21 protein-coding genes and 1 pseudogene are annotated in these 21,477 nt (G+C 61.4%); 7 read left to right on the top strand and 15 right to left on the bottom strand.

Going from position 1 to position 21,477, the window contains the following annotated elements:
* Positions 1–18: 18 nt before the first annotated feature.
* From AB0280_RS01325 to AB0280_RS01305, 5 genes are read right to left on the bottom strand one after another with little or no spacing between them, the layout of a single operon-like run.
* A complete protein-coding gene (locus tag AB0280_RS01325; RefSeq protein ID WP_366366053.1) occupies positions 19–1,305 on the bottom strand; it encodes an MFS transporter in 1,287 nt (428 codons plus the stop codon).
* Positions 1,306–1,319: 14 nt separating this feature from the next.
* Complete coding sequence (locus AB0280_RS01320) at positions 1,320–2,093, bottom strand: SDR family NAD(P)-dependent oxidoreductase (protein ID WP_220034421.1); 774 nt, start codon at positions 2,091–2,093, stop codon at positions 1,320–1,322.
* Between the two features lie 30 nt (positions 2,094–2,123).
* Positions 2,124–2,318, bottom strand: a complete 195-nt coding sequence (locus AB0280_RS01315) for a ferredoxin (RefSeq protein ID WP_307493109.1) — start codon at positions 2,316–2,318, stop codon at positions 2,124–2,126.
* 30 nt (positions 2,319–2,348) lie between these two features.
* Entirely contained in the window at positions 2,349–3,533 is a 1,185-nt protein-coding gene (locus tag AB0280_RS01310) for an NAD(P)/FAD-dependent oxidoreductase (RefSeq protein WP_366366052.1), read from the bottom strand.
* Entirely contained in the window at positions 3,530–4,795 is a 1,266-nt protein-coding gene (locus AB0280_RS01305; protein WP_366366051.1) for a cytochrome P450, read from the bottom strand. The genes AB0280_RS01310 and AB0280_RS01305 overlap by 4 nt, the downstream gene beginning before the upstream one ends.
* A 119-nt stretch (positions 4,796–4,914) precedes the next feature.
* On the opposite strand from AB0280_RS01305, the gene AB0280_RS01300 reads away from it, so the two are divergent.
* The 4 genes from AB0280_RS01300 (at position 4,915) to AB0280_RS01285 (ending at position 9,622) form a co-directional block, all read left to right on the top strand.
* Entirely contained in the window at positions 4,915–5,817 is a 903-nt protein-coding gene (locus AB0280_RS01300) for an isocitrate lyase/PEP mutase family protein (protein ID WP_366366050.1), read from the top strand.
* 308 nt (positions 5,818–6,125) lie between these two features.
* Positions 6,126–7,112 carry a PDR/VanB family oxidoreductase gene (locus AB0280_RS01295; RefSeq protein ID WP_366366049.1) on the top strand — a complete coding sequence of 329 codons (987 nt, stop codon included), beginning with the start codon at positions 6,126–6,128 and terminating at the stop codon, positions 7,110–7,112.
* Positions 7,113–7,156: 44 nt separating this feature from the next.
* Positions 7,157–8,365 (top strand): cytochrome P450, encoded by a 1,209-nt coding sequence (locus tag AB0280_RS01290; RefSeq protein ID WP_366366048.1) that lies wholly within the window; start codon positions 7,157–7,159, stop codon positions 8,363–8,365.
* Positions 8,366–8,452: 87 nt separating this feature from the next.
* Positions 8,453–9,622, top strand: a complete 1,170-nt coding sequence (locus tag AB0280_RS01285; RefSeq protein WP_366366047.1) for an epoxide hydrolase family protein — start codon at positions 8,453–8,455, stop codon at positions 9,620–9,622.
* Positions 9,623–9,780: 158 nt separating this feature from the next.
* Here AB0280_RS01285 and AB0280_RS01280 read toward each other — a convergent pair whose 3' ends face one another.
* The 6 genes from AB0280_RS01280 to AB0280_RS01255 all read right to left on the bottom strand — a co-directional run bounded on the left by AB0280_RS01280 (position 9,781) and on the right by AB0280_RS01255 (position 15,173).
* On the bottom strand, positions 9,781–10,278 hold the full coding sequence (locus tag AB0280_RS01280) for an HtaA domain-containing protein (protein ID WP_307493121.1): 498 nt from the start codon (positions 10,276–10,278) through the stop codon (positions 9,781–9,783).
* Positions 10,271–10,954 (bottom strand): GntR family transcriptional regulator, encoded by a 684-nt coding sequence (locus AB0280_RS01275; protein WP_307493122.1) that lies wholly within the window; start codon positions 10,952–10,954, stop codon positions 10,271–10,273. Before AB0280_RS01275 ends, AB0280_RS01280 begins: the two co-directional genes overlap by 8 nt.
* 317 nt (positions 10,955–11,271) lie before the next feature.
* Positions 11,272–11,655 carry a maleylpyruvate isomerase N-terminal domain-containing protein gene (locus AB0280_RS01270; RefSeq protein ID WP_425328570.1) on the bottom strand — a complete coding sequence of 128 codons (384 nt, stop codon included), beginning with the start codon at positions 11,653–11,655 and terminating at the stop codon, positions 11,272–11,274.
* 500 nt (positions 11,656–12,155) lie between these two features.
* Positions 12,156–13,643: an amidohydrolase gene (locus AB0280_RS01265; protein WP_366366046.1), complete on the bottom strand. Its 1,488-nt coding sequence runs from the start codon at positions 13,641–13,643 to the stop codon at positions 12,156–12,158.
* Between the two features lie 10 nt (positions 13,644–13,653).
* Positions 13,654–14,415 (bottom strand): hypothetical protein, encoded by a 762-nt coding sequence (locus AB0280_RS01260; RefSeq protein WP_366366045.1) that lies wholly within the window; start codon positions 14,413–14,415, stop codon positions 13,654–13,656.
* Between the two features lie 23 nt (positions 14,416–14,438).
* A complete protein-coding gene (locus AB0280_RS01255; RefSeq protein ID WP_366366044.1) occupies positions 14,439–15,173 on the bottom strand; it encodes a DUF5058 family protein in 735 nt (244 codons plus the stop codon).
* Positions 15,174–15,335: 162 nt separating this feature from the next.
* Here AB0280_RS01255 and AB0280_RS01250 point away from each other — a divergent pair, with 162 nt between their 5' ends.
* On the top strand, positions 15,336–16,343 hold the full coding sequence (locus AB0280_RS01250; RefSeq protein ID WP_366366043.1) for an Lrp/AsnC family transcriptional regulator: 1,008 nt from the start codon (positions 15,336–15,338) through the stop codon (positions 16,341–16,343).
* 399 nt (positions 16,344–16,742) lie between these two features.
* Here the strand turns inward: AB0280_RS01250 and AB0280_RS01245 are convergent, their stop codons facing one another.
* Together AB0280_RS01245 and AB0280_RS01240 are read right to left on the bottom strand one after the other, a co-directional pair.
* Positions 16,743–18,014, bottom strand: a complete 1,272-nt coding sequence (locus AB0280_RS01245; RefSeq protein WP_307493132.1) for an SLC13 family permease — start codon at positions 18,012–18,014, stop codon at positions 16,743–16,745.
* 2 nt (positions 18,015–18,016) lie between these two features.
* Entirely contained in the window at positions 18,017–18,757 is a 741-nt protein-coding gene (locus AB0280_RS01240) for a GntR family transcriptional regulator (RefSeq protein WP_307493134.1), read from the bottom strand.
* A 75-nt stretch (positions 18,758–18,832) separates the two neighbouring features.
* Here AB0280_RS01240 and AB0280_RS01235 point away from each other — a divergent pair, with 75 nt between their 5' ends.
* Positions 18,833–19,699: an amidohydrolase family protein gene (locus AB0280_RS01235; RefSeq protein WP_307493136.1), complete on the top strand. Its 867-nt coding sequence runs from the start codon at positions 18,833–18,835 to the stop codon at positions 19,697–19,699.
* Here AB0280_RS01235 and AB0280_RS01230 read toward each other — a convergent pair.
* Both AB0280_RS01230 and AB0280_RS01225 read right to left on the bottom strand, forming a co-directional pair.
* The gene (locus AB0280_RS01230; protein ID WP_366366042.1) at positions 19,616–19,843 is read right to left on the bottom strand and encodes a hypothetical protein; all 228 of its coding nucleotides are present in this window, start codon (positions 19,841–19,843) and stop codon (positions 19,616–19,618) included. The genes AB0280_RS01235 and AB0280_RS01230 overlap by 84 nt on opposite strands.
* Before the next feature lie 42 nt (positions 19,844–19,885).
* The gene (locus AB0280_RS01225; RefSeq protein ID WP_366366041.1) at positions 19,886–20,674 is read right to left on the bottom strand and encodes a tyrosine-type recombinase/integrase; all 789 of its coding nucleotides are present in this window, start codon (positions 20,672–20,674) and stop codon (positions 19,886–19,888) included.
* 441 nt (positions 20,675–21,115) lie between these two features.
* Here AB0280_RS01225 and AB0280_RS01220 point away from each other — a divergent pair.
* Positions 21,116–21,412, top strand: a pseudogene (locus tag AB0280_RS01220) (IS110 family transposase); the annotation flags it as partial.
* Positions 21,413–21,477 lie beyond the last annotated feature (65 nt).

The raw sequence follows: 21,477 nt of genomic DNA, 5'->3' as shown, positions 1-21,477 counted from the left end.
GTGATATTTATAGGGAAGCTATGTGCCGGGAGTACCTGTTCCCCCTGAGGCTCGTGCCCGGGTGACGACGATGAGGCAGCCGGCAAGTGCAGCGCAGACCGCGAGTGCTGTCCAGGCCACCGGGTATCCTGCACTGTCGACCATGAATCCGAAAAGCATGGGGCCGAGGGCGAATCCTGCGAAGGTACCTAAAGCAACCACCCCGGATACCCGCCCAATTCGGGCTGGCGGGAAGTGCAGAAGGATGGTGCTGGTCAAAACGACGGTCACTGCTGTGCCGGAGACCCCGTAGAGCACGGTACCGGCCCACAGGGCCCATTCCGCTGTGTACATTGCGGCGAGTACCAGGAGCAACAGCGAAATGGACGTTAGCCCTGCAACGAGTAAAAGTGCTGACGCCGCATTCTGCCTTTTGTCGGACATTGTGCCCCAGGCGAGGCGGGACACGAGTCCGGCTGCGCCCAGCACCGCGCCGGTCAAAGCCGCCGCACCTGGCGTCAGTGCAAAGACTTCGTGGGCGAAGAGAGGGAGGGTCAGGAATGCAGCCTGGAAGATGATTCCTGAAAGTACCGCGTAAAGCGTGAGGACAATCATTCCGAATCTGGGTGAGGCCCGTATTTCGTCGCCGACCGCATGCAGGCTGCTGCCGTCCTTGGCAGGAAACAAGGAACGCGGCAGCAACCAAGCAAGGATGACGCCCAGAGCGACGACTACGAGAAATGCCCCAATCCCTGGGCCTGCCCTCCAGTTCAGCAACCCGGCCACCATAGGGTAGATGAGTGCGCTGATGACTTGTGCAACCTGTACCCCGACCTGCTTCGTTGCTACGATCCTGCCTCTGTGCGCCGGGTGGGCGAGCACGTTAACCATCCGGTTGGTGAGCGGATTCGATATGCCCAGCGCAGCTCCACCGACCACTGCACTGGCAATGAATCCTGCTGCAGAGGTGGCCGTTGCCAGGACCATCAGGGCGGCAAATGCCAACGTGAAGTTGAGGACGAGTCCTGTCTTGTGGCTTATCCGGTCCGAGAGCTTCCCCAGGGGCACCGATACTGCGGCCGCAACTGAGAAAATGACCACGGCGAACAGGCCAAATTGAGCGCGGGAAAGGTTCAGTTCTGACCGGAGGGTAGGCCCCACCACGCTGACACCTGAAGTGAGCAGCGGTGCTGCGGCTACAGCCAGCAACAGCATGGCAGCCAGGGACGCCTGAGATCCGTTGTTTCGATGTCCGCGTTTTGCCGTTGGTTCTTGCCGCAGGGAGCTCACCTCCCGCGCCGGTTCCGCCGTCACTTCGTCAGTCATTGCGCGGTGTCTCCTCAGCCGAAGATTCCGCCGTTGACATCGATGACGGCCCCTGTCACGAAACTTGCCTCCTCTGAGGTAAGGAATGAGATGACAGAGCCGAGCTCCGAGGCGTTACCGACGCGGCGCAGCGGCACCTTGCTGGCGAACACCTCGTGAAGGTTTTGTGAGGACCCTAGACCGCTGACATCCGAGAGGGGCGTTTTGATACGGCCGGGAGCCACTGTGTTGGCAGTGACGTTGTAAGGTCCGCATTCGCCTGCGAGGTTACGGGTAAACCCGATGATGGCGGCCTTGCTGGCAGCGTACTGTGCGCCGCTGACATCGGAGTACATGCGTCCGGCGCGGGAGGAAAGGTTTACGATGCGCCCCCACTTGCGTTCTTTCATGTATTCCATGGCCCATTGTGAAAGCAGGAACGGGGCGGTGACGTTGATCGCCATCACCAGGTTCCATTGCTCCAGTGATATTTCGGGTATCGGGTAGTGGCTCCCGTCGGGCCGTTTGGGGTGGATGCCGGCGTTGTTCACGAGAATGTCCGCACCGCCAAATGTTGCCGAAACCTCGCCGGTAAGCCGCTCAATGTCAGCGGCGGACCCGAGGTCTCCCACAAATGCCTTGGTTGGCCTGGTCAGGCTAAGCTCGGCGGCAACCTCGTGAGCTTGCTCGGACCGGTCGATAATGACGACAGTGTGCCCGTCTTCGTTAAGTCGGCGGGCTGTGGCCAGCCCGATGCCGCTCGCGCCGCCTGTAACGACGGCGACTCTTCCGGAATCTGATGCAGACATGGAAATCCTTTTGCTCGGGATGGTGGGCTGTTATTCCGAAAGTGCGATGGCCCGCGCCGGACAGGCGGCGATGGCCCGGCGGACGTTGGCTTCCTGGTCCTGACCCGGCGTTTCATTCAGGAGGATGACCACGCCATCTTCCTCCCGCTGGTCGAATACCTCGACGGCCTCCATGACGCAGGCGCCTGCGCCAATGCACTTTTTGGTTTCTATGGTGATTCGCATGATGTGGTTACCTTTCTGGGGCGGTGCTGCTTAGGATGCCAGCCGGCTGGCGTTTTTAAGGTCCCGCCGATAGGGGATCAGCTGGCGGGCGGCGTTCTTGCCAATGACGGATTCGATGCGGTCCCCCAGCCGCATTACGGCGATCAACCGGTTGGATTCGGGTTCGTCAACTACGATCTCGATCTGAGCCTCGGGGTGTGCGTAGCCGTACATCTGCCACTTGTCGTCGTACTGGTCAGTCCAGAAGAACGGAAGGTCGAGCTCGGGGGCTTCCGATCCGGTGAGTTCTGCGGCGACGACCTGTGCCTGTTCTCCCGCGCTGAGTCGGTGCTCGATGCGAAGGTTGCGCCGGACGCGCGGATGGTACCAGTTGGCGACGTCTCCGACGGCGTAAATGTTGTCGGCCGCGAGCCCGCGGTCGTCACAGACGACGCCGTTATCCAGTGTCAGCCCGCTTCCTTCAAGCCAGTCGACGGCGGGAATAGTGCCGATGCCGATGAGGGCTACGTCGGCAGGAAGCTGCCTTCCGTCGGCGAGAGTGACCGATTCCAGCTCCCCGGTCTCCGAGGCGTTCCAAGCATCCACGATGCAGCCGAAGTGGAAGCGTACCCCGGCGGCGCGGTGCTTCTCCTCGATACGTCGGGCCAGCTCGTTCGGGAAACGGCCAAGGAGCGCGGAGGGGGCTGGCTCGATGACATCAACGTCGCAGCCCTTCTTGGCAGCAGTCGCGGCGACTTCAAGTCCAATGAAGCCGGCCCCGACGATGACCACCCGTGCCCCTTCAGTCAGCTTGCCGCGCAGAAGAACTGCATCTTCATAGCCACGCAATGTGAACGCGTTACTCAGCCCTTCTGCCGCAGGAAGCAGCCGGGGACGGACACCGGTCGCGATGACCAGGGAGTCGTAGCCCACGGCCTGACCGCCTTCGAGGTGCACCGTCCGCTTGGCGGGATCAAGCCGTGTTGCGCGGTGGCCAAGGTGGAGGTCAAGGCTGGCGTCGGCGCAAGCTCGGGCGGTCGTGAGCCGGACAAAGTCGAAGTCTTCGCCTCCCGCAAGGAGCTGCTTGGACAGTGGCGGGCGGTCGTACGGCAAGTACGGCTCGTCGCCGATGAGGGTAATGCGGCCCTCATATCCACGGGAGCGCAAGGCCTCGGCGGTGGCGATGCCGGCAGCAGACGCACCCACGATGACAACGCGGTTCTTGAGGTGATTCATTGGTTTTCCCCTGTTTCGTTCTGATCCCACGCCACGCGCAGGCTCTTGGGTCCCCGCAGGAGCATTTGATCGCGCCAGTCATCGGCGTTGTCAACGGCCCAAAGGCGAGGGAAGCGGTCGAAGACGCCGTTGAGGAGTTCCCGGATTTCCATGCGCGCCAGTTGGCTTCCCGGGCAGGCATGGGGTCCGTAACCGAACCGCAGGTGGGGTGCCTCATCCCGCTCGAGGTCCAGGGCGTAAGGGTCAGAGTAGATCCGGGGATCGAAGTTGGCGGGATGGACTACCGGGTGGATACCGTCATCCTTCTTCACCAGGACCCCGCCGATCTCCACGTCTTCCGTGGCAATGCGGACTCGCGTACCGGTGCCCGCCGGGACGATGCGAAGGAACTCTTCGATGGCCCTGGGGATCAGCTCGCGGTTCTCCCGGAGGAAGGCATACCTTTCAGGGTCGTGGGCGAGCCAGTACAGGATTCCGCCGATGGTGGATGCGGTGGCGTCATGGCCGGCCGTAAGCAGGACGAATCCCACACCGCCCAATTCCTCGTCATCCCAGGTTCCGGAGTCGACGTCGGTGATGAGGGCGCTGATCAGGTCGTCACCGGGCTGAACGCGCCGACGGGCGACCAGGGAGTCAAAGTAGTCATTGACGGTCGTAATGTGCTTGTTCGCTTCTGCCTCCGTCGTCACGCGGCCGTTCATCAAATCAAGGGCAGCATCACGGAAGAGGTTCTTTTCCTCGTCGGGAATGCCAAGCAGGCGGGAGATCACCGCGATCGGCACCTGCTCGACGAAATCCGTCATCAGGTCTGCACCGGGGCCCTGCTGCTGGAAGTTGTCCAGAAAGTCTTCGACAACCTGCCGGGTGTGCGGTTTCAGCGCCATGACACGCTTGACGGACAGATGGCGGGCGAGAACCCGGCGCCGCGCGACCTGTTCCGGCCCGTCCATCTTGTCAAATGCAAGACGGAAGGGCCGCTTGTGGCCTTCGCTGTGCCGCATCCGGGGGTAGTTGTTGCCACGGTGCTTGGCGACGGAAAATCGCTCGTCGCTCATCACCTGCTGGACTTCGTCGTAGCCAATGGCAATCCAGGCGCGCCCTTCACCGAAGGGCATGATCGCCGGGACGACAGGGCCGTACTCCTCGCGCAGGGTCTTCAATTCATGCTCAAGCTGGGCGGCGACAATGATGTCCTGGCGCGACTGCATGGGGTACGGGACAGGGTACGACGTCGTCTTCGTGGTTTGGGGGGCGGTGCTCATCTGCTCATCCCTTCGTTGCGGTACAGTTGAACTGTTACACAGTTTTGCATGACTTGGAACACATTTCAACTCCCCCAAAAAGCTGCCGAGACAGCAGCTCCGCCAGGAAGGAAGACCCGTTGAGTACACTTCGCCAACAGTTGAAGGCCGGAGGAATCGTGGTGCCAGGCGCCCATGACGCCCTGTCCGCGGTTCTTGCCGAGCGTGCCGGGTTCGAGGCTGTATACCTTTCGGGGTTCGCCTTCGAGGCGACCCAGCTCGGCGCGCCGGATATGGCACTTTCGACCATGCCGGAACTTGCCGCGCATGCCGCGCGCATGGTTGAAGCAACCAACGCTGCGGTGATTTGCGACATCGACACCGGATTCGGGGGACCGAACAGCGTCCGCCGGACCATCCGATCGTTCGAACGGGCCGGTGTGGCTGCCGTGCAGATAGAAGATCAAGCGGAGCCTAAGCGGTGCCCGTTCCTGGGGGGACGCAAGGTCCTCGAACGGTCTGCTGCGGTGGGGCGGGTCCGCACAGCAGTCGAGGCCCGGCGCGCCGATGACCTGTTGATCATCGCCCGAACGGACGCTGACGGAATCTCGACGCAGGAGGTTGTGGAGCGCTCCCGTCTCTATGCTGAGGCCGGAGCCGATCTGGTGATGCCCATGGTGCGAAACCTTGACGGGCGACCCATCACCGACCGCACTCCTGCGGAACGGATGGAAATCTACGCCGACCTTGCTCGGCGCATCGACCACCCCATGGTCGCCCTCGATCCGCCGCCCGGATTCACTCCACAGGACGTATTGGACGTGGGCGTCGCTATGGTTGTCATGCCCCTGGCGTCGCTGGAAGCGGGCACAACTGCCCTGATCGACTACTACGACGCCGTACACAGCCGTGGAGATGCGGGCCGGTACTTCGCAGAGCATCCGAAAAAACTCCCCGCAGACCTCCAGATGATGCGGGTGCTCGGGCTGGACGACTACCTCCGGCGGGAAATGGATGCTGCGCCGGCGGACCAGACAGCGTAGCGGCGCTGCGCTGGCCTGACACAAGGATAAGAAAAGCCTTGACCAGCACCCGGCGGTGCGGGTGCTGGGGAAAACTGCTGCTCCAGGCTCTTGCCAAAGAGGATCCGCTTCAATAGGGTACTTATCGTTGCACTGTTACACAGTTCACATGCCGCGGTCTGCGTGAGGCCGCACCATCTAAAAGCCAACGACGAAGAAGTCCCGAAGCGATCTGCTGCCCCGCCCACGTCTCCCTGTAAATTCAGCACCGTGTTTCGTGCGGGAGGCATGAGGTGTACTTCAAGGTCCCTATCCGCACAGGAGCAAAGATGCCCCAGCCTGCAGTGAACACGGCCCCCTCCCCCGCGGTCCCCTCGTCCCAGCTCACGCTTGCAGTGGTGGCACGAGAGTCGGTGGCTGACGAAGTCGTGGCCCTTACCTTGGCAGACCCGGGCGGCGAGCGGCTACCGGACTGGACGCCGGGGGCGCACATTGACCTTGTTCTGCCTGAAGGGGGGACCCGCCAGTACTCCCTTTGCGGGGACCGGTGGAATCCCTACACGTACCGGGTGGGAGTCCTCCGCGAACGCGATGGCCGCGGCGGATCGGATTTTGTTCACCGCCAGTTGTCCGAGGGCACCCCTATTGGAGTCGGCGGTCCCCGCAACAATTTCCGGCTCGTTCCGGCTCAACGGTACGTTTTTGTTGCTGGCGGCATTGGCATCACTCCCATGTTGCCGATGCTTAAGAGCGCAGCTCTCCTGGGGGCGGAAGCGGAGCTGCTGTACCTTGGCCGCAGCCGAAAGACCATGCCCTTCCTCGGCGAACTTGCCTCCTACGGCGACAATGTCAAGGTCCTGCCCAAGGATGAACACGGCCCGGTCGACCTTCCATCCCTGCTTGGGGATTATCTCCCTGGCACCAAGGTGTACGTATGCGGACCCCAGAGGATGCTTGACACCATCACGAAACACTGCGCCGAGTGGCCAGAAGGCTCTTTGCGCACCGAACATTTTGCCGCCAAGCAGCAAGGGGCACCCGTACGCAAGGAAGCATTCGAGCTCGAGCTGTGCCGCAGCGGCAAGACGCTTGTAGTTGAACCCGGCATCAGCGTGCTTGATGCCATCCAAAGCGTCGGCGTGAACGTCCTCAGTTCGTGCCGGACGGGTACCTGCGGCACCTGCGAAGCGACGGTCATAGCGGGTACGCCGGATCACCGAGACTCGATCCTCACTGAAGCGGAGCAAGCTGCCGGGGACTGCATGTTCCCCTGCGTTTCGCGCTCCTGCACGGACCGGCTGGTTCTCGACCTCTAAACCCCTTTGGAGGTCGCCCCTCTGAAGCTCAGAAAGGAATACTTTTGTCTTCTACAGGCCTTGCCCAGAACCAATCAATTTCCCAAGCGGATCCCTGGGATCCCGCGGTTCTTCGCGATCCCCTTGAGTTCCAGCATGGACTGCGTGAAGCGGGCCCTGTGGTGCAGCTCGATAAATACGGGATTTTTGCCATGGGACGTTATGAACAGGTCCATGCTGCCCTCACCAATTGGCAGGCCTTCGAGTCAGGTGCCGGTGTCGGACTGAGCAATTGGCGGACCGAAAAGCCGTGGCGTCCTCCCAGCGTCGTAGCAGAAGCCGACCCGCCCCACCATGACTCAACCCGGGACGCAATCATGAAGATCCTGGCCCCACGGGCACTGGGTAAGCTGGCCAAGGACTGGGTGGCCGACGCAGATGAACTGGTCGAGGACCTCCTAGGCCGCACGACAGACTTCGATCTGATGAAAGACCTTGCCCGGGTCTTTCCCCTGCGGATCTTCCCGGACGCTATCGGGCTGCCGCAGGAAGGGCGTGAAAACCTGCTGCCCTATAGTGAACACGCGTTCAACAGTTTCGGTCCTCCAAACGATCTGGTAACCCAGGCGGCCCCGCGGATGCCCGAAATTGCCGCCTGGGTTGCCGCGCAGTGCCGGCGGGAAGTCGTTACCGAGGATGGATTCGGGGCGCAACTGTATGCAGCGGCGGACCGCGGCGACATCACCCAGGACCATGCTCCCCTGCTGATCAGGTCTCTGATTACCGCAGGTGTAGATACAACAGTCATTGGCCTCGGGGCACTGTTGACCCTTTTCGCGCAGAACCCGGAGCAGTGGGCTCACATGCGTCAGGACCCTGCCCTGATGCGAACAGCGTTTGACGAAGCAGTGCGGCTCGATTCCCCGGTGCAAATGATCTTCCGAACCACCACGCAGGACATCGAAGTAGAAGGCACGTTCATCCCGGAGGGGAGCAAGGTACTGCTCGTGCTTGCATCAGCCAACAGGGATCCTCGCCGATGGGACGAACCCGACTCGTTCGATCTGAAGCGGGACCCGTCCGGGCACGTGGGCTTTGGAATGGGCATCCACCAATGCGTAGGCCAGCACATTGCCCGCCTTGAAGCGTCCGCGGTGCTGACCGCCCTGGCCAAGCGCGTCGAAACCATTGAGATCGCCGGCCCGGTCGAACGACGGCTGAACAACACCCTCCGGGGCTGGGAATCAGTACCCGTTCGCGTCCGCCTGGCCTGACCGTAAGAAGAGGCTGCGCTTCCTACAGCACGTCCCGGGAAGTGCAGCCCCTTGCTCCATCCGCCCAGTCCGAAAGCTAAGGAAAAAATGGCTCCGCGACCATTTCAAATCAAAGTCCCTGACGACGCCCTTCGGGACCTTTACCGCCGGTTGGATGCCACCATTTGGCCGGATGAGGGCACAGGGGCGGGATGGACCCACGGCACAAGCAGACCGTACCTGAAGGAACTGGCCCATTACTGGCGGCACGAATTCGACTGGAGAGCCGTAGAATCCCGGCTCAATTCCTTCAGCCATTTCATTGCCGACGTCCAGGGACTGGGAATACATTTCATCCACCAGAAGGGACACGGACCGAATCCCGTTCCCCTCATCATCTCGCATGGTTGGCCCAGCTCGTTCGCCGAAATGCAGAAAATCATTCCGTTGCTGACCGACCCTGCGGGGCACGGCGGTCATGCAGACGATGCTTTTGACGTGGTCGTGCCCTCTCTCCCTGGATTCATTTTCTCCGAGACTTCTCCGGAGGGCGGAATGCATCTGGCCCGGATGGCAGACATCAGTGATGAACTCATGACTGCCTTGGGCTACCAGCGGTATGCAGCGCAGGGCGGAGATATCGGCTCCGGTGTGACAGCAGCTCTCGGACTGCGGCACGCCGACCACGTCATCGGAGTGCATGTAACTTCCGCGGCACTGGTCACCCCGTGGCTGGATGAGAGCGCACCGCCGCTAAGTCCGGCGGAGTCCGCCTACCTCGAGGGCCGTCGAAACTGGATGTCTTCAGAAGGCGCCTACTACATGCTTCAGAGCACCAAGCCGCAAACACTGTCCTTTGGGCTGACCGACTCGCCGGTAGGCCTGGCAGCCTGGATCGTCGAAAAGTTCCGGGCATGGAGCGACTGCCATGGAGATATCGAGTCACGATTCACCAAAGACGAACTGCTCACCAACATCAGCCTCTACTGGTTCACCCGCAGCATTGGATCAGCAAATCGCTTCTACTACGAGAACCGTACGAACCCGCTGGCCCTCGGCAAGGACGAACGTATCGAAGTGCGAACAGGCCTGTCAGTGTTTCCCGCAGACATCAGCCTGCCACCCCGTGAATGGGCTGAACGGTCGTTCCAGGTCGAGCATTACCAAGACATGCCCCGGGGTGGCCACTTCAACGCCATGGAGGAACCTGAACTACTTGTTGAAGAAATAAGGTCACTGTTTCGAGCTGACCGGACCAGTCTTCGCCACGCGGTGTAGTCCGTAGCATCCCATCAAGAGGCGGCTGCCGGACACTGCACACCGCTTCCCTGACTCCATACTTCGGCGATGACAGCACCACCTGCCGGCAACTTCCGATGGGTCCAGCCGGGGGCCGCGGGACACGTTTAGGGGGCTTAGGGTTGATTGCGGCTAACCTAGCGCGCTACGAGGCGGGCCGGGGCTAGGGCAGTGCCGGGAGCGTAGACCCCATTGAAAAGTTCCACAGCATCCTCCGTCAAAGAAAGGGTGACCGAAACATCGGTATTTCCCGTCGTGTCGGATCCCCAGCTCACGTGGCCGCGGGCAATCACCTGGCGCCGGGTCATATCAGGCCATGCCGCAACATCCACCACACTCAACGTTGCCTCATCCCCGGAAAATGTCAGCCAGGGTGTCATCAAAATGACAAGCAACATTCCGTGATGGCCACGGAAGCGCAGTTCTCCCCCGAATTCGACCCGAAGGGTGCTGTCATCCGCCTCCTGCCGGGTGAAGGGAAACACCCATTCATTGTGGCCGGCTTGAGGGAACTCCTCCGCACCCCCGAACGGGGCGATAACGCCGTCAGATAGGGACGAAACGTACTCAATGAAGGTGTCCTTGACTCCCCACACCAGATCGCGGCTGGACCAGTCCCGCTGCTGTTCAGTCATCTGCAACTGCCTTAGTATGTGCCGAAATTCTGCGTCGTGTGATCCAGGGATTGGATACATAGTGTGACATGGCATCTTGCAATGCGGCAGCGTCACCTCTCGTCATGTCTTCAACGAGGTCGACGTGGCGCTGTTTCCACTGGTCCAACCCCAACTGGTCCAGCCAGTCGAGTGATTGGAGGCGGCACAGGCGGAATTCCGTCATCATGCAGGCGAATGCCTGGCTGAGCCTCTGACTGCCGGCCAGATCCACGAGGGCCTGGTGCAGCGCGCAGTCGGCTTCCAGCCGCTCGGGCCAGCTAACAGCGTCTGTGACATCGAGGATGCGCTGCAGGGCCTCCTTCACATGTTTATCGGGTTTGATTGAGCGTTCAAAGACTATGCCGTAGGCAGTTGACTCCAGGCTTTGGCGCAACAGGAGGATGTCCTCGTACTGGGTGCGGTCAAGAACCGGGACAGACCATCCGCGGTTCTCTCGGTAACTGACGAGTCCCACCGACTCCAGGCGAGAAAACGCCGCGCGGAGAGTATGCCGCGAAATACCGAGCTCACTGGCGAGGGGAGATTCCCTGATCCTCTCCCCCACTTTGAAGGTCCCGCGAAAGATTTCCCGGCTGAGGTACGACTCGGCAGCGTCTACGGCCGACACAGTTTCCAAGCTTAACGCTGTACTCACCCTGAGTTCCTTTCGGCAGAGGATTTCCTTCATTCTGTCACATAGTTACACAGTTGCACAGTTTGCCTTTGAGAAAACCTCATAAGTCGAGGCCGCCCCCTTCAGACAGCAATGCTCCCAAGGGAAAGCCTGAGTTCAGGCAGTTTTCCCTGGGAGCATTTGTGTCACTGGCGGGTTAGGGTCACATCCAAACGGGAGCATGAGGCACCGCCGAATCTCTTTCGCCCTCACGGTACGCGACGACTCCAGACGCTCTCCTGCCCGCAGCCCACCGGGTCACATTCGATAAAGAGCCAGTGATCCAAGGGCAGGCGGCCTCAAAGTCCCCGAAAGTGAGCTCGGGATGGCCATCTACTCTGCCGGTCAAGGTTTTGTCGCTTCCGCGGGAGGACCACGCTCCAGTGATGTCCATGAGTAGGCGCTCGAGGACCGGGGGCGGGAATGTCGTCAAAGGAGGCACCCTTGTCGAGGTCGACGGCGTGGACCCGGACTTCGCGGGTCCGCATCCACACAGTTTCCTCGGCCGGAACCACGCGGCCCTGGACGGTCTGGACCTTGTAGTGCCAGGAGTCGGCGGGCAGGTCGGGCCATTCCGCGTTCAGGTGCACGGCAGAGTGGTCGTAGAGGTTCCGCAGCGCGATCGGGCTCAGGGTGGCACCGAAGTCGATCTCATGGTTCCGGACCTCAACGGACGGATACATCCGATTTTCGACCCCGGTGGCCGCCCGCTTCACTAGGCGGGAAATCCCCCGGGCCATTCATATCCGGTCGACGACCACATGGTTCTCGGCGCCAAATTAAAGGCGGGTTTCGGAAGGGACCCTATTAAGGCCCCCGGGGCCGGCCAATAATAAAGCCAGACAGGGCCGCCTGGCTTCCACAGGTCTGCGCTCACTGCTTTCAAAGCCATGGCTCCAGGGTTACTGTGCTGGCATCTTGGACTTCGGGCTGATTGGAGTTCCAATAGCTTGCAGCGCACCGCATGGTCTCGTCGCTGGCAAGGACGTTCTTCAGTAGCCATTCATCCTGTATTTGCTCCAGATCATCGACTACTGGGAGCGTCTTCTGCCTCCCTCAAGGACCGAACGGCGCCGGCAGGCCGGTAGTCAAAGCAACCGTGTCGAGGTGGTCATCGGAAAGCGCGAGGCCTCTGACCATTCACCCCGACACGGCCCGGTGGTTAGCTCTGCTGAGGAAAGGGCTAGTGCTTTGTCGAGCGGCCGTCGGTGCGCAGGGGCGGGGCCACGACGCCGTCGGGAATCGGCTCGAGGTACGGCGTTAGCGCCAGGATATCCGAGTGCTCCCGCTGTGCCGCTGTCAAGACTCCGGGGTCGGTGACGATGGCAGTAGCCATGGCAGCCATCGAGGTGGCTGCGTGAATCATGCCCTTGTGCGCGGCCGGCATTTTGCCCTGCGCCACGGTTTGCCATGCGTGGAACGGAGTGCCCAGCGCAGCGGTAGCGGACGAGATCTGTACCGTGGGCACCACCCAACTCACGTCGCCCACGTCCGTGGAGCCGGTCATCTGGGGGCGCGGCTGTTCCGGAAGGTACGGGGCTATCTCGTCGTGCAGGGCGCGCTCATCGCGCACGTCCCAGCCTGCGAGCCGCTTCGACGCGGCGATCTCCCGGGCATCAAGCCCAGCAGCGAATTCCGAGGCGGCAAGCTGGTCGGCTGTGTCGAACGGCACCGGGCCGAGCTGCTGCAGCACTCCCTCGAGGGTGCGCTCGAGCACCTCGTTCGGCAGCACCTCGGCGCAGGCGCCGTCGAACTCGATCTCCAACTCCGTCTCCGTCATCAGCGCGGCGCCGCGGGCGATCTTCACCACCCGTTCCTGGAGGTCCCGCATCTGGCGGGTGTCCTCAGCCCGGATCACGTAATAGACGCTGGCGTGAGGCTGGACAACGTTGGGGGAACGGCCGCCGGCATCGGTGATCGCATAGTGCACGCGTGCGGAGTCGGGCATATGCTCCCGCAGGAAGTTCACGCCGACATTCATCAGTTCAACGGCGTCGAGCGCAGACCGCCCGAGATGGGGCATCGCCCCCGCGTGAGCCGCGAGGCCCGTGAAGTGGAAGTAGACCTGCGAGTACGACAGAGTCAGGGACTGGCGGCTTCTTGTAAGGGTCATCGGATGCCAGGTTACGGCCGCATCGACGTCATTGAACGCCCCCGACTTGACCATGAACGTCTTGCCGGCGGCCGCTTCCTCGGCCGGGCAGCCGTAGTAGCGGACCCGGGCCTGGATGCCTGCAGCCTCGAAGTACTCGGCTGTGACAACCGCGGCAAGCAGTGCACCTGACCCGAGCAGGTGGTGGTGGCAGCCGTGCCCATTGCCGGAAGTGTTCGCCGGATCCGGGGTGCGCTCGGGGTTCCCAGACTCCTGGCTGATGTCAGCCAGAGCGTCGTATTCACCAAGGAACGCGATGACGGGCCCGCCTGTTCCGCGTTCTGCGCTGAACGCCGTCGGAATGCCAGCCACCTTCTCGGTGACCGCGAATCCGTGCGCACGGGCGGCAGCCTGGTGCTTTTCCTGGGCGCGGAATTCCTCCCAGCGCATTTCCGGGTCGTCCCAGATCGCGTCGGCCATCGCCGTGAATTCAGGGGCGGAGGCCACCGTCCGTTCGGTGAGGGCGCGCAGGTGATCGGTGTCCAGGACGCCGTGAGGCATGGTGCTGTGGATGGTCATTACTTTCCTTTCAGCGGGTGGGTTCAGAGATCTGCATGGGCGGGACCGCTTCACCGGGGCTTGCAGCGGGAGCCGGCGGCATTTTTGCCCGGGCAAACCAAGAGACGGCGATGGTGATAATCACGGCAAGTGCAGTGGCGTAGTAAGTCAGCGCCGGAACAAGCGGAACCACCACAAAGACGATGAGGGCGGCGGTGATCACGGCCACGATAGTGGTGCGGCGGCTCTTCAAGGCCATCACGCTTTGCAGAACCACGGCACCGAAGACTGCGGGCAGGATATAGCCGCGGGCCGTGGCAACAAGGGGTGCGGGAAGCATCCCCACAAGCCAGGTTCCCAAGACGCCTACAAAGAGGATCAGGGTGGTGATGTGGACTAACACGGCGCCGATGATGGCACTCCCGGCAATGAGTTCGGCCCGGCGGGTGCCCGGCCGTTCGCCAAGGTTGGCTTGGGCCATGACGGCTGCCGGGAGTAGCTTGTTGGCGATGTTGCCGATCAGGAATGCCTGGTACATGGCAGAGCGCCCCAGGATCGGGAAATAGGAGACCGGCTCGATAACGGCGATGATGCCAAAGGTCGCTAGTACGGCCACGACGGCGGTCACTAACTCCGCCCCCGTGATGCCTATTCCCGAGCCGAAAGCAGCATACAGGGATGCAGCCAGGGAAATGACCAGCCCGAGCGCCAGAGTGATGGGCCCCCAGATGGAAGTGGTGCGATCAAATGCGGCAAGTCCTGGCGGTGTGTCGGCTGAAGTCTTTGTGGACATTGGTGTGGCTCCTTTCGTGGGTTTCAGGCTGTAGTCATGAAGTAGGCGGTTGCGAGTGCCACGACGATCGAGAGCCCCAGGCCCCATTCGCGCAGCCATGGGAGCCCAAGCCTGTGTGCCAGCAAGAGGCAAGCACCCATGGCCGCCGCCGAGGCGAGCATGGTCACAAGGTGGGCAGGAGACTTGATCACTTCCGTGAAGGCGAGCGTGAAGAAAGCGCCCAGTAGCGCCGCCGTGGGGACAATGGCCATGACCGCTGGGTTAACTTTGCGAAGTTTCGCGTCCCCCTTGCTCAGAATGGGTGTAAGGATCAATGCAGACAGCATCCAGGCGAGGCCGCCGATGGTCATGGCGGCGAAGGCGAGAGCGAAAATCTTCTGGGTGTAGGTGGGTCCGCCCAACTGGGCGCCCTGCGTACCGGCAGAGATCCCCGCAGCGGCAACGTCGAAGGCGGCCGAGCCAACCAGTCCGATTCGGGCGAGCACCGCCGGGGTACCGAACAGCGGCAATAAGGAAACGGCTATCAGCGCGACGGCGAGTGAGGGTCCGATGGCCGCCACCGCCCCGGAGCGAACCGAACTGCTGACCTGGGCGGGGGTCAGCCCCACCGCCGGTGCCGCTTTCCGGATGGCCTTGAAGTAGATGACCGACTGGAGGATAACTACCGCGAAGACACCCGCGGCTGCGGCCCAAAGGACCGGGTGGTGGATGAGGGGGGTTATATCTGTGGAATTGGGATCGACAGCTGCAACAGCCATGTTTGCTCCCTTGCAAAGTGTGAGGAACACCCAACGAAGTGAGATGTCTAAAAGTGGACTGGATGGAACCCGTTCCTTAGCGGATGGATTCGTGAAGTGACTTTCGCAACAAGCCGTTTCCGGTAGGTAAATGAGGCAGAATCTGTGAAAATTGGTTTCCTAATGAAGGACAACTCGATCTCTGATATGGACGCGCGACTGATTCACGCACTTCAGATTTCTCCCCGGGCGCCGTGGAGCGAATTGTCACGGGCATTGTCTGTCAGCCCAGCAGCCCTCGCCCGGCGTTACGCACGGCTGCACGACGCCGGGCTGGTCAGAACCATCGGCCACCCCTCGTGGATCAGCACCAGCCGCAACCTGGCCTTCGCCGAGATCGATCTCGAGCCGGGCTCACTCGCCATGGCCACGGCCGTCCTATCCGAACTCCCCATGGCGCTGACCCTGGATGCCACAGCCTCGGGCACCTGCCTTATCGCAACACTCCTCGCACCCAGCGAATCCGCACTAGCGACACTGCTGCTCGAAACCCTGCCATCGCTGCCCGGCGTCCGGGACGTACGGGCGCACATGGCTACATCGGCGCTGAAGTCCGGAGAACGATGGAACCTCCGGGCACTGGATCCGGAGGAGGCCGCGCGGATCGGCGGCCCGCAACCGCCCCGCGCCAGAGCCGCACGGGCGCTGGACCCCCAGTTTCGCGTCGCCCTCATGGCCGCGCTTGGACAGAACGCCCGCACACCTGCCGCCGTGCTGGCGCGCGACCTAGGGGTCAGCGAGCAGAAGATCCACGACGCCGTTGCAGTGCTGCTGCACAGCCAGCAGTTCACGTTGCGTACCGATGTGGTCAACGTCTGGTCCGGCTGGCCGGTGCACATCTGGTACTTCATGGACGTCCCACCTCGCCAGCTCAGCGCAGTGGCGTCCGCGCTGACCACCCACCCGGAGGTCCGGTATGTCGGAACAGCCGCGGGACTAGCCAACCTCACCTTCGACGTGTGGCTGCGAAATTTGGGCGTGCTGCACGTGCTGGAGGCGAAGATCGACTCGCTGTCGCAGACCGGCGCCAAAATCAGACGGCAAATCATACTGCGCACGTCCAAAAGACAGGGGCATCTGCTCAACGACGAGGGCCGCTTCACCGACCGCTACGTAGCGCCGCCGAACTAAGCGGCCAGGCACCGCAGCTGGAGGACAAAGGCGAGGGGTCCCTTGATCGAGAACGGCCCGCCTGGGCTACACCCCAACCTGACGTGTTGGATCTCTGAGGATGAGGTCCGATCTCGAGTTACGCGATGCCGATTACGCTGCGGTATTGACCTCGACCGGCCCCTTCCTCGCTGGTGTGGTGATCTCGCAGACATTAGCCCGGATATCTCTTGCCGCATCCCTTTGTATTGGGAACGAAACGTCAGTCCTACGCCAACGTCCTGGCGACGTCGTAGCCGGCTGATGTCAGCAGGTTGTTCCGTGCCCGGCCGTACCGTCTGGTGGTCCGCGGATCGCGGCTCGGCCGTTAACGTGCAGATGGCCTCCAGGATTATCCGTGGAGGCCATCTGCATCTGTAGCTAGATGAGGACGAAAGTGGCCCAGGCAAGCAGCGGGGCGACGAGGATCATGCTCATTCCCCAAACCATCATGCCTTTGAAGGTCCGGTCCCTCTTTTCTTCTTCTGTGTTGGCCACGACGAGGGCTCCGCCGGTGGAGAAGGGGCTTGAATCGACTGCGGAGGCCGCTATGCACAGTGCGATGACAAAGCCCATGACCCCAATGGCTCCGGTTGTCATGAGGGGCGCGGCCAGCGGAACGAGAACAACGAACATTGCGTTGGTGGAGGCGAAGGCGGATACCACTCCGGCGACGAGCAGGATCATCAGGGCTGCGATCAGCGGGGTACCCACACCGGAAACGGAGTTCGCCAGTTGCTTGATGACTCCGGCCTTCTCCAGCATGGTGATGTAGGTGACGATTCCGCCGATGAGCAGGATCACGTTCCACCCGATGTGGCTGAGCGCCTCTTTGGAGTTCTTCGGGTAAAGGGAAGACAGAACAACAGCGGCAGCCAACGCGAGGAACCCTACGTCCAGCTGGAACCCGAGTGCACCGACGAGGATGCCGACCATCAGGACAACGGTGACGACTTTTTGGGTTGTCCAGGTATGGGTTTTGACGATGGTGGCCGTCCCCCCGCTGAGGAACGACGTGGTGGTGTCGGCGGTTTCTTCCCGGTTTCCGCGGCGCACCAGCTCGGGGCCTCCGAGCAGAAGAAATGCCACGATGTTGATCAGGACGTTGGCGACGAAGGTCCACAGGAAGAGCTGGCCGGCGTCAATCGTGATGCCAGACTTAGCAAGCACACCGTTGACGATGTTGAAGTAGACGGCGATCGGCGAGAAGCCGCCGGCGTTGGTGCCATTGATGATGGACAAACCGACGAGCAGGGGATTGATTCTGTATCGCTGGGCGAATGCCAGGGCCACGGGAATAAGGATCGCGTTGGTCGCGGCTGTGAGCGCGCCGGAGCCGGTGATGATTGCGGCAAGGACGAAGAAGACCCAGGGAACCAGAGCGACCCGGCCCCGCACGGCCCCTACGGCTGCTCCGACGATTTGGTCGATAGTTCCGTTGGCCCGGGCCATTCCGAAGAGGTAGGTCACGCCAAGGAGGGTGATCAGCAGGCTTCCGGGAAAGCCGCTGGCGATGTCTGCGGCGCTTTGACCGAAGTAGAGAGAGCCGAGCAGGAAGGCGGCAACCAGGGCGACGGCGCCCATGTTGATGTTGCGCCACATGGCGAGGGCAAAGATGAGAATAAGGCCTGAAACGGCCACGATTTCTTGCATGATCAGTTGATCTCCACTTGATAGCGAAATGAGGAGGCCAAGCCGTAGGACTCGCGGTACTCGGCGACGTCGCCTGTATGGGTGCGGGCAATCCGGATGATTTTGACCAGCGGTTCAGCAATGGCGCAGTTCAAAAGGTTGGCTTGGTGGGAGGTTGCTTGCGTGACGGACAATTCTTCGGTGGCTGCGCCGATGATGACGCCAACCCTGGTTTCGTATTCGGGGTAGAGCAGGTTGCCGAGAGTTTGTGGGTCGGCATCTGCCACGGCCTGGAACCACGGGAGTGGGAGCCAGATGTCTTCGAGGAGGAATGGTGTGTCGTCCCAAAGGCGGAGTCGTTCCATGTGAAGGGCTTTGGACCGGCTCCCGACATGGAGGACCTGGGCGATGTCAGCGGGAGCCTCGATGGTGTCGCTGGCGAGGATGCGGCTGCCCGGGGTTTGTCCGCTGCTTCCCTGCATGCGGAAGAAGCGGAACAGGGAATGCTGAAAGGTAGCGCGGCGGACGAACGTTCCCCGGCCTTGATGGCGTTCCAGGAGCCCTTCAGCTGACAATTCCGACAGGACGCGGCGAAGAGTTCCGACGGAGATGCCATATTGTTCCGCCAATGCCGATTCAGGCGGTAGAGGCGCGTCCGAGGACCACTCGTTGGCACGTACCCGCCGCACGAGGTCGTCTTTTACACGAACATGCAGCGGCAGGCGCTGGTCGCCCCGGGTGGTGAAGTCAGAAGGATGTGCCATGCCTCACACGTTATCCAAAATTCCTATATATGTCTACTCCTTTAAAGGTTTACAGGTCTGGGTTAGAGTTGGATCATGAGAGGTTTCCCGCGTATCGATACGCACGCGCACATCTTCGAGCCAGGACTGCCCACGATCAGGTCGGCGAGATATGTTCCGTCCTACCCAGCCCGTTTGGATGAGTACCTAAAGACTCTTACCGCCAACGGCATGGATCGCGGCGTCCTGGTACAACCAAGCTTTCTTGGAACAGATAACAGTTATCTGCTGGCTGCCCTCGCAGCGGCCCCCGATAGACTGCGCGGCGTGATAGTCGTTCCGGGCAAGCGGCCGGAAGTCGAGCTCGCGGAGGTCAAGGTTGATGCACTCACCCGGGGCGGCGTCCGCGGCATACGCCTGAATCTCATCGGTCAGCAGATCCCTGACCTCGGCACCAAGACATGGCAGCAAGCAGCAACAACATTGGCCCGGCATGGATGGCATGTTGAGATCCAGGCAACGCCCCGGCAGTGGCGGGACCTCAATCCCGTAGTTGATGAATGGCCTTCAAAGCTCGTCATCGACCATTTCGGGCTCCCGGATCCAACCCAAATGGAAGGCGTGGACAGTGTTGTTGAGCTGGCGGCGAAGGAGCACGTGTGGGTGAAGTTCTCCGCCCCCTACCGGTCGTCAGCTGAGGACGCGGAGCGGATCTTCAACCGTCTGCGGAACCAAGGGTCGACCGAACGGCTTGTTTTCGGCAGCGATTGGCCTTTCACCCGCTTCGAAGACAACACGTATTCAGACATCCTCACCTGGGCTGAAAGCCTTGCGGGAGAAGAACTTGCCCAGGCAATCATGGGCGACAACGCGTGTCGGCTACTGGGATGGGATACCGAGGCAGGCGGGCACGCGGATAATGCGGCGCGAGGTGGTAAACAAGGGCACGCCGTCCTGAATTAGCCATGATGCGTGAGTGTGGCGGAGGTCGTGGATCCGAAGGTCCTTAGTCAGGCCGTTACCTCGGGCCGTTCGAACGGCTGGGACCCAGTAGTGATGCCAGTACAGCTTGTGGATGATGCGCTCACCCTTGGGCGTAGTGAACACAAGTTCCTTTCCAGGCCGGCGCGCGACCAGCGGTATCAGCAGCTACACCAAGGCCGGGTTGAGTCCTATGGTGCGCTTACCGGCGCCTGTCTTCGTCGCCCCGATGTAGAACTGGTTTTGGCCGTACCGCTTCCACGCCTTGTTGATTCGGGCGGTAGGCGGTTGGGAGAGAAGGTCCACGTCTGCCACGGTTAACGCGGTGGCGTCGCCAAAGCGGGTGCCAGTCATGACCAAGAAGTTGGTGAAAGCCTTGTACCGCTCCCCCATGCCCTCCATGATGAGGCTGAACTCGGCGTGGGTGAGGAACATGGCCTCATCCTCGGCTTTCTCGATTCCGGGAAGCTGCACGCCGCGGCATGGGTTCCGCGTGATGTAACCGAGCATCTCCGCCGTATTCATGGCGGCCGAAATCAGGCCGTGCACGTTATGGATGGTCTTCGGCGCCTTCCCCTTGGCCATCATCGACTTCACCCAATGCGCGATCAGACGGTAATCCAGCTTGTCCACCGGCACATGGCCGATAACGTTCCGGATATGAAGGTCCACCATGGTCTGGTACGTCTTGGTGGTTCCGCTTGAGGGGCGGATCAACAGATCAATGTGCTCCTGGATGACTTCGGCCACAGTAGGCGTGCGTTTCTCATTCGACAGAATCGCATGCTGCGCGATCTCGAAGGACTGGCCGTTGGCGTCAAGAAGCCTCTTCAGGGTCTCGGCTTCGACGATCGTGGACACTGTCAGGCCCTGCTGCTCGCGGCTCTTCGGGTCCCGCCACAACACCATGTAGGACGATGTTCCGTCCTTTTTGGTGCGTTTACGGATGCTTGCCACATCAAAAACGGTACGCCGCTGTCAACACTTTGGGGGTTTTTGTCAACACACAAAGTGGTAAGTGCCGCTTGACCTGCGGAAACACTGTGCCCGAGGTGGGACTCGAACTGCATTCCAGCCCTTGCAAACACTGGGAGCTGGCGAAAACATGGGGCATCCGGAGCAGTCCGGGAGGTCTACTGCCCAGTCCGAGACAAAAAGTGTGGACAGTAATGATGAAATTGGCTGTGTTGCGGTGTGGCTCGAAGTGTGGCTGGCGCCCCTTGTGAGGGTTTGTCTTGACAATGATCTGTCCACCGAAACACAGCTGCAGTCAACGCGGCGGTCAGGTGGACATGACCTAATAGGAGCCTGTTCCGAAGAGTCCCATTACTGTCTTGTCTGCCCACCCGGCCGGCGTGCCCTTTTCTCATCACACGCAAAGGTCAGGGCAGTTTCATCATGGCAAAGGAACATCTGAAAGTCATCGCCGGGATCGACACTCACGCCGATACCCACCACGTCGGTGTCATCACCGACACCGGGCAGCATCTGGCCGCAAAGGAATTCCCCGCCGCGGGAGCCGGCTACCAAGGGATCATCGACTTCATCACCGGTTTCGGTCCCGTCCTCGCCGCAGGCGTGGAGGGAACGGGCAGCTATGGCGCCGAACTTTCCCGCGTGCTTACCCGTAAGGGCATTCACGTTGTCGAAGTCATGCGCCCCAACCGGCAGGCACGCCGGCTGCAGGGAAAATCCGACCCGCTCGATGCCTTCCAGGCCGCCGAATCGGCACGCCGGCCGCGCCGCCACCATCCCCAAAT

This window comes from Pseudarthrobacter sp. 902506025 (genome assembly GCF_040702325.1).
In the GTDB taxonomy this organism is placed as follows: domain Bacteria; phylum Actinomycetota; class Actinomycetes; order Actinomycetales; family Micrococcaceae; genus Arthrobacter.
The sequence above is the reverse complement of the archived record's forward strand: the minus strand, read 5'-3'. Positions and strand labels throughout refer to the sequence as shown.

Bases quoted from the DNA above. Each gene is read 5' to 3' on its own strand.
- AB0280_RS01265 (WP_366366046.1), bottom strand. From the start codon at position 13,643: ATGACCATCCACAGCACCATGCCTCACGGCGTCCTGGACACCGATCAC.
- AB0280_RS01255 (WP_366366044.1), bottom strand. From the start codon at position 15,173: ATGGCTGTTGCAGCTGTCGATCCCAATTCCACAGATATAACCCCCCTC.
- AB0280_RS01280 (WP_307493121.1), bottom strand. From the start codon at position 10,278: ATGACTGAACAGCAGCGGGACTGGTCCAGCCGCGATCTGGTGTGGGGA.
- AB0280_RS01310 (WP_366366052.1), bottom strand. From the start codon at position 3,533: ATGAATCACCTCAAGAACCGCGTTGTCATCGTGGGTGCGTCTGCTGCC.
- AB0280_RS01325 (WP_366366053.1), bottom strand. From the start codon at position 1,305: ATGACTGACGAAGTGACGGCGGAACCGGCGCGGGAGGTGAGCTCCCTG.
- AB0280_RS01240 (WP_307493134.1), bottom strand. From the start codon at position 18,757: ATGGCACATCCTTCTGACTTCACCACCCGGGGCGACCAGCGCCTGCCG.
- AB0280_RS01250 (WP_366366043.1), top strand. From the start codon at position 15,336: ATGAAGGACAACTCGATCTCTGATATGGACGCGCGACTGATTCACGCA.
- AB0280_RS01285 (WP_366366047.1), top strand. From the start codon at position 8,453: ATGGCTCCGCGACCATTTCAAATCAAAGTCCCTGACGACGCCCTTCGG.
- AB0280_RS01315 (WP_307493109.1), bottom strand. From the start codon at position 2,318: ATGCGAATCACCATAGAAACCAAAAAGTGCATTGGCGCAGGCGCCTGC.
- AB0280_RS01295 (WP_366366049.1), top strand. From the start codon at position 6,126: ATGCCCCAGCCTGCAGTGAACACGGCCCCCTCCCCCGCGGTCCCCTCG.
- AB0280_RS01235 (WP_307493136.1), top strand. From the start codon at position 18,833: ATGAGAGGTTTCCCGCGTATCGATACGCACGCGCACATCTTCGAGCCA.
- AB0280_RS01245 (WP_307493132.1), bottom strand. From the start codon at position 18,014: ATGCAAGAAATCGTGGCCGTTTCAGGCCTTATTCTCATCTTTGCCCTC.
- AB0280_RS01320 (WP_220034421.1), bottom strand. From the start codon at position 2,093: ATGTCTGCATCAGATTCCGGAAGAGTCGCCGTCGTTACAGGCGGCGCG.
- AB0280_RS01270 (WP_425328570.1), bottom strand. From the start codon at position 11,655: ATGTATCCGTCCGTTGAGGTCCGGAACCATGAGATCGACTTCGGTGCC.
- AB0280_RS01305 (WP_366366051.1), bottom strand. From the start codon at position 4,795: ATGAGCACCGCCCCCCAAACCACGAAGACGACGTCGTACCCTGTCCCG.
- AB0280_RS01260 (WP_366366045.1), bottom strand. From the start codon at position 14,415: ATGTCCACAAAGACTTCAGCCGACACACCGCCAGGACTTGCCGCATTT.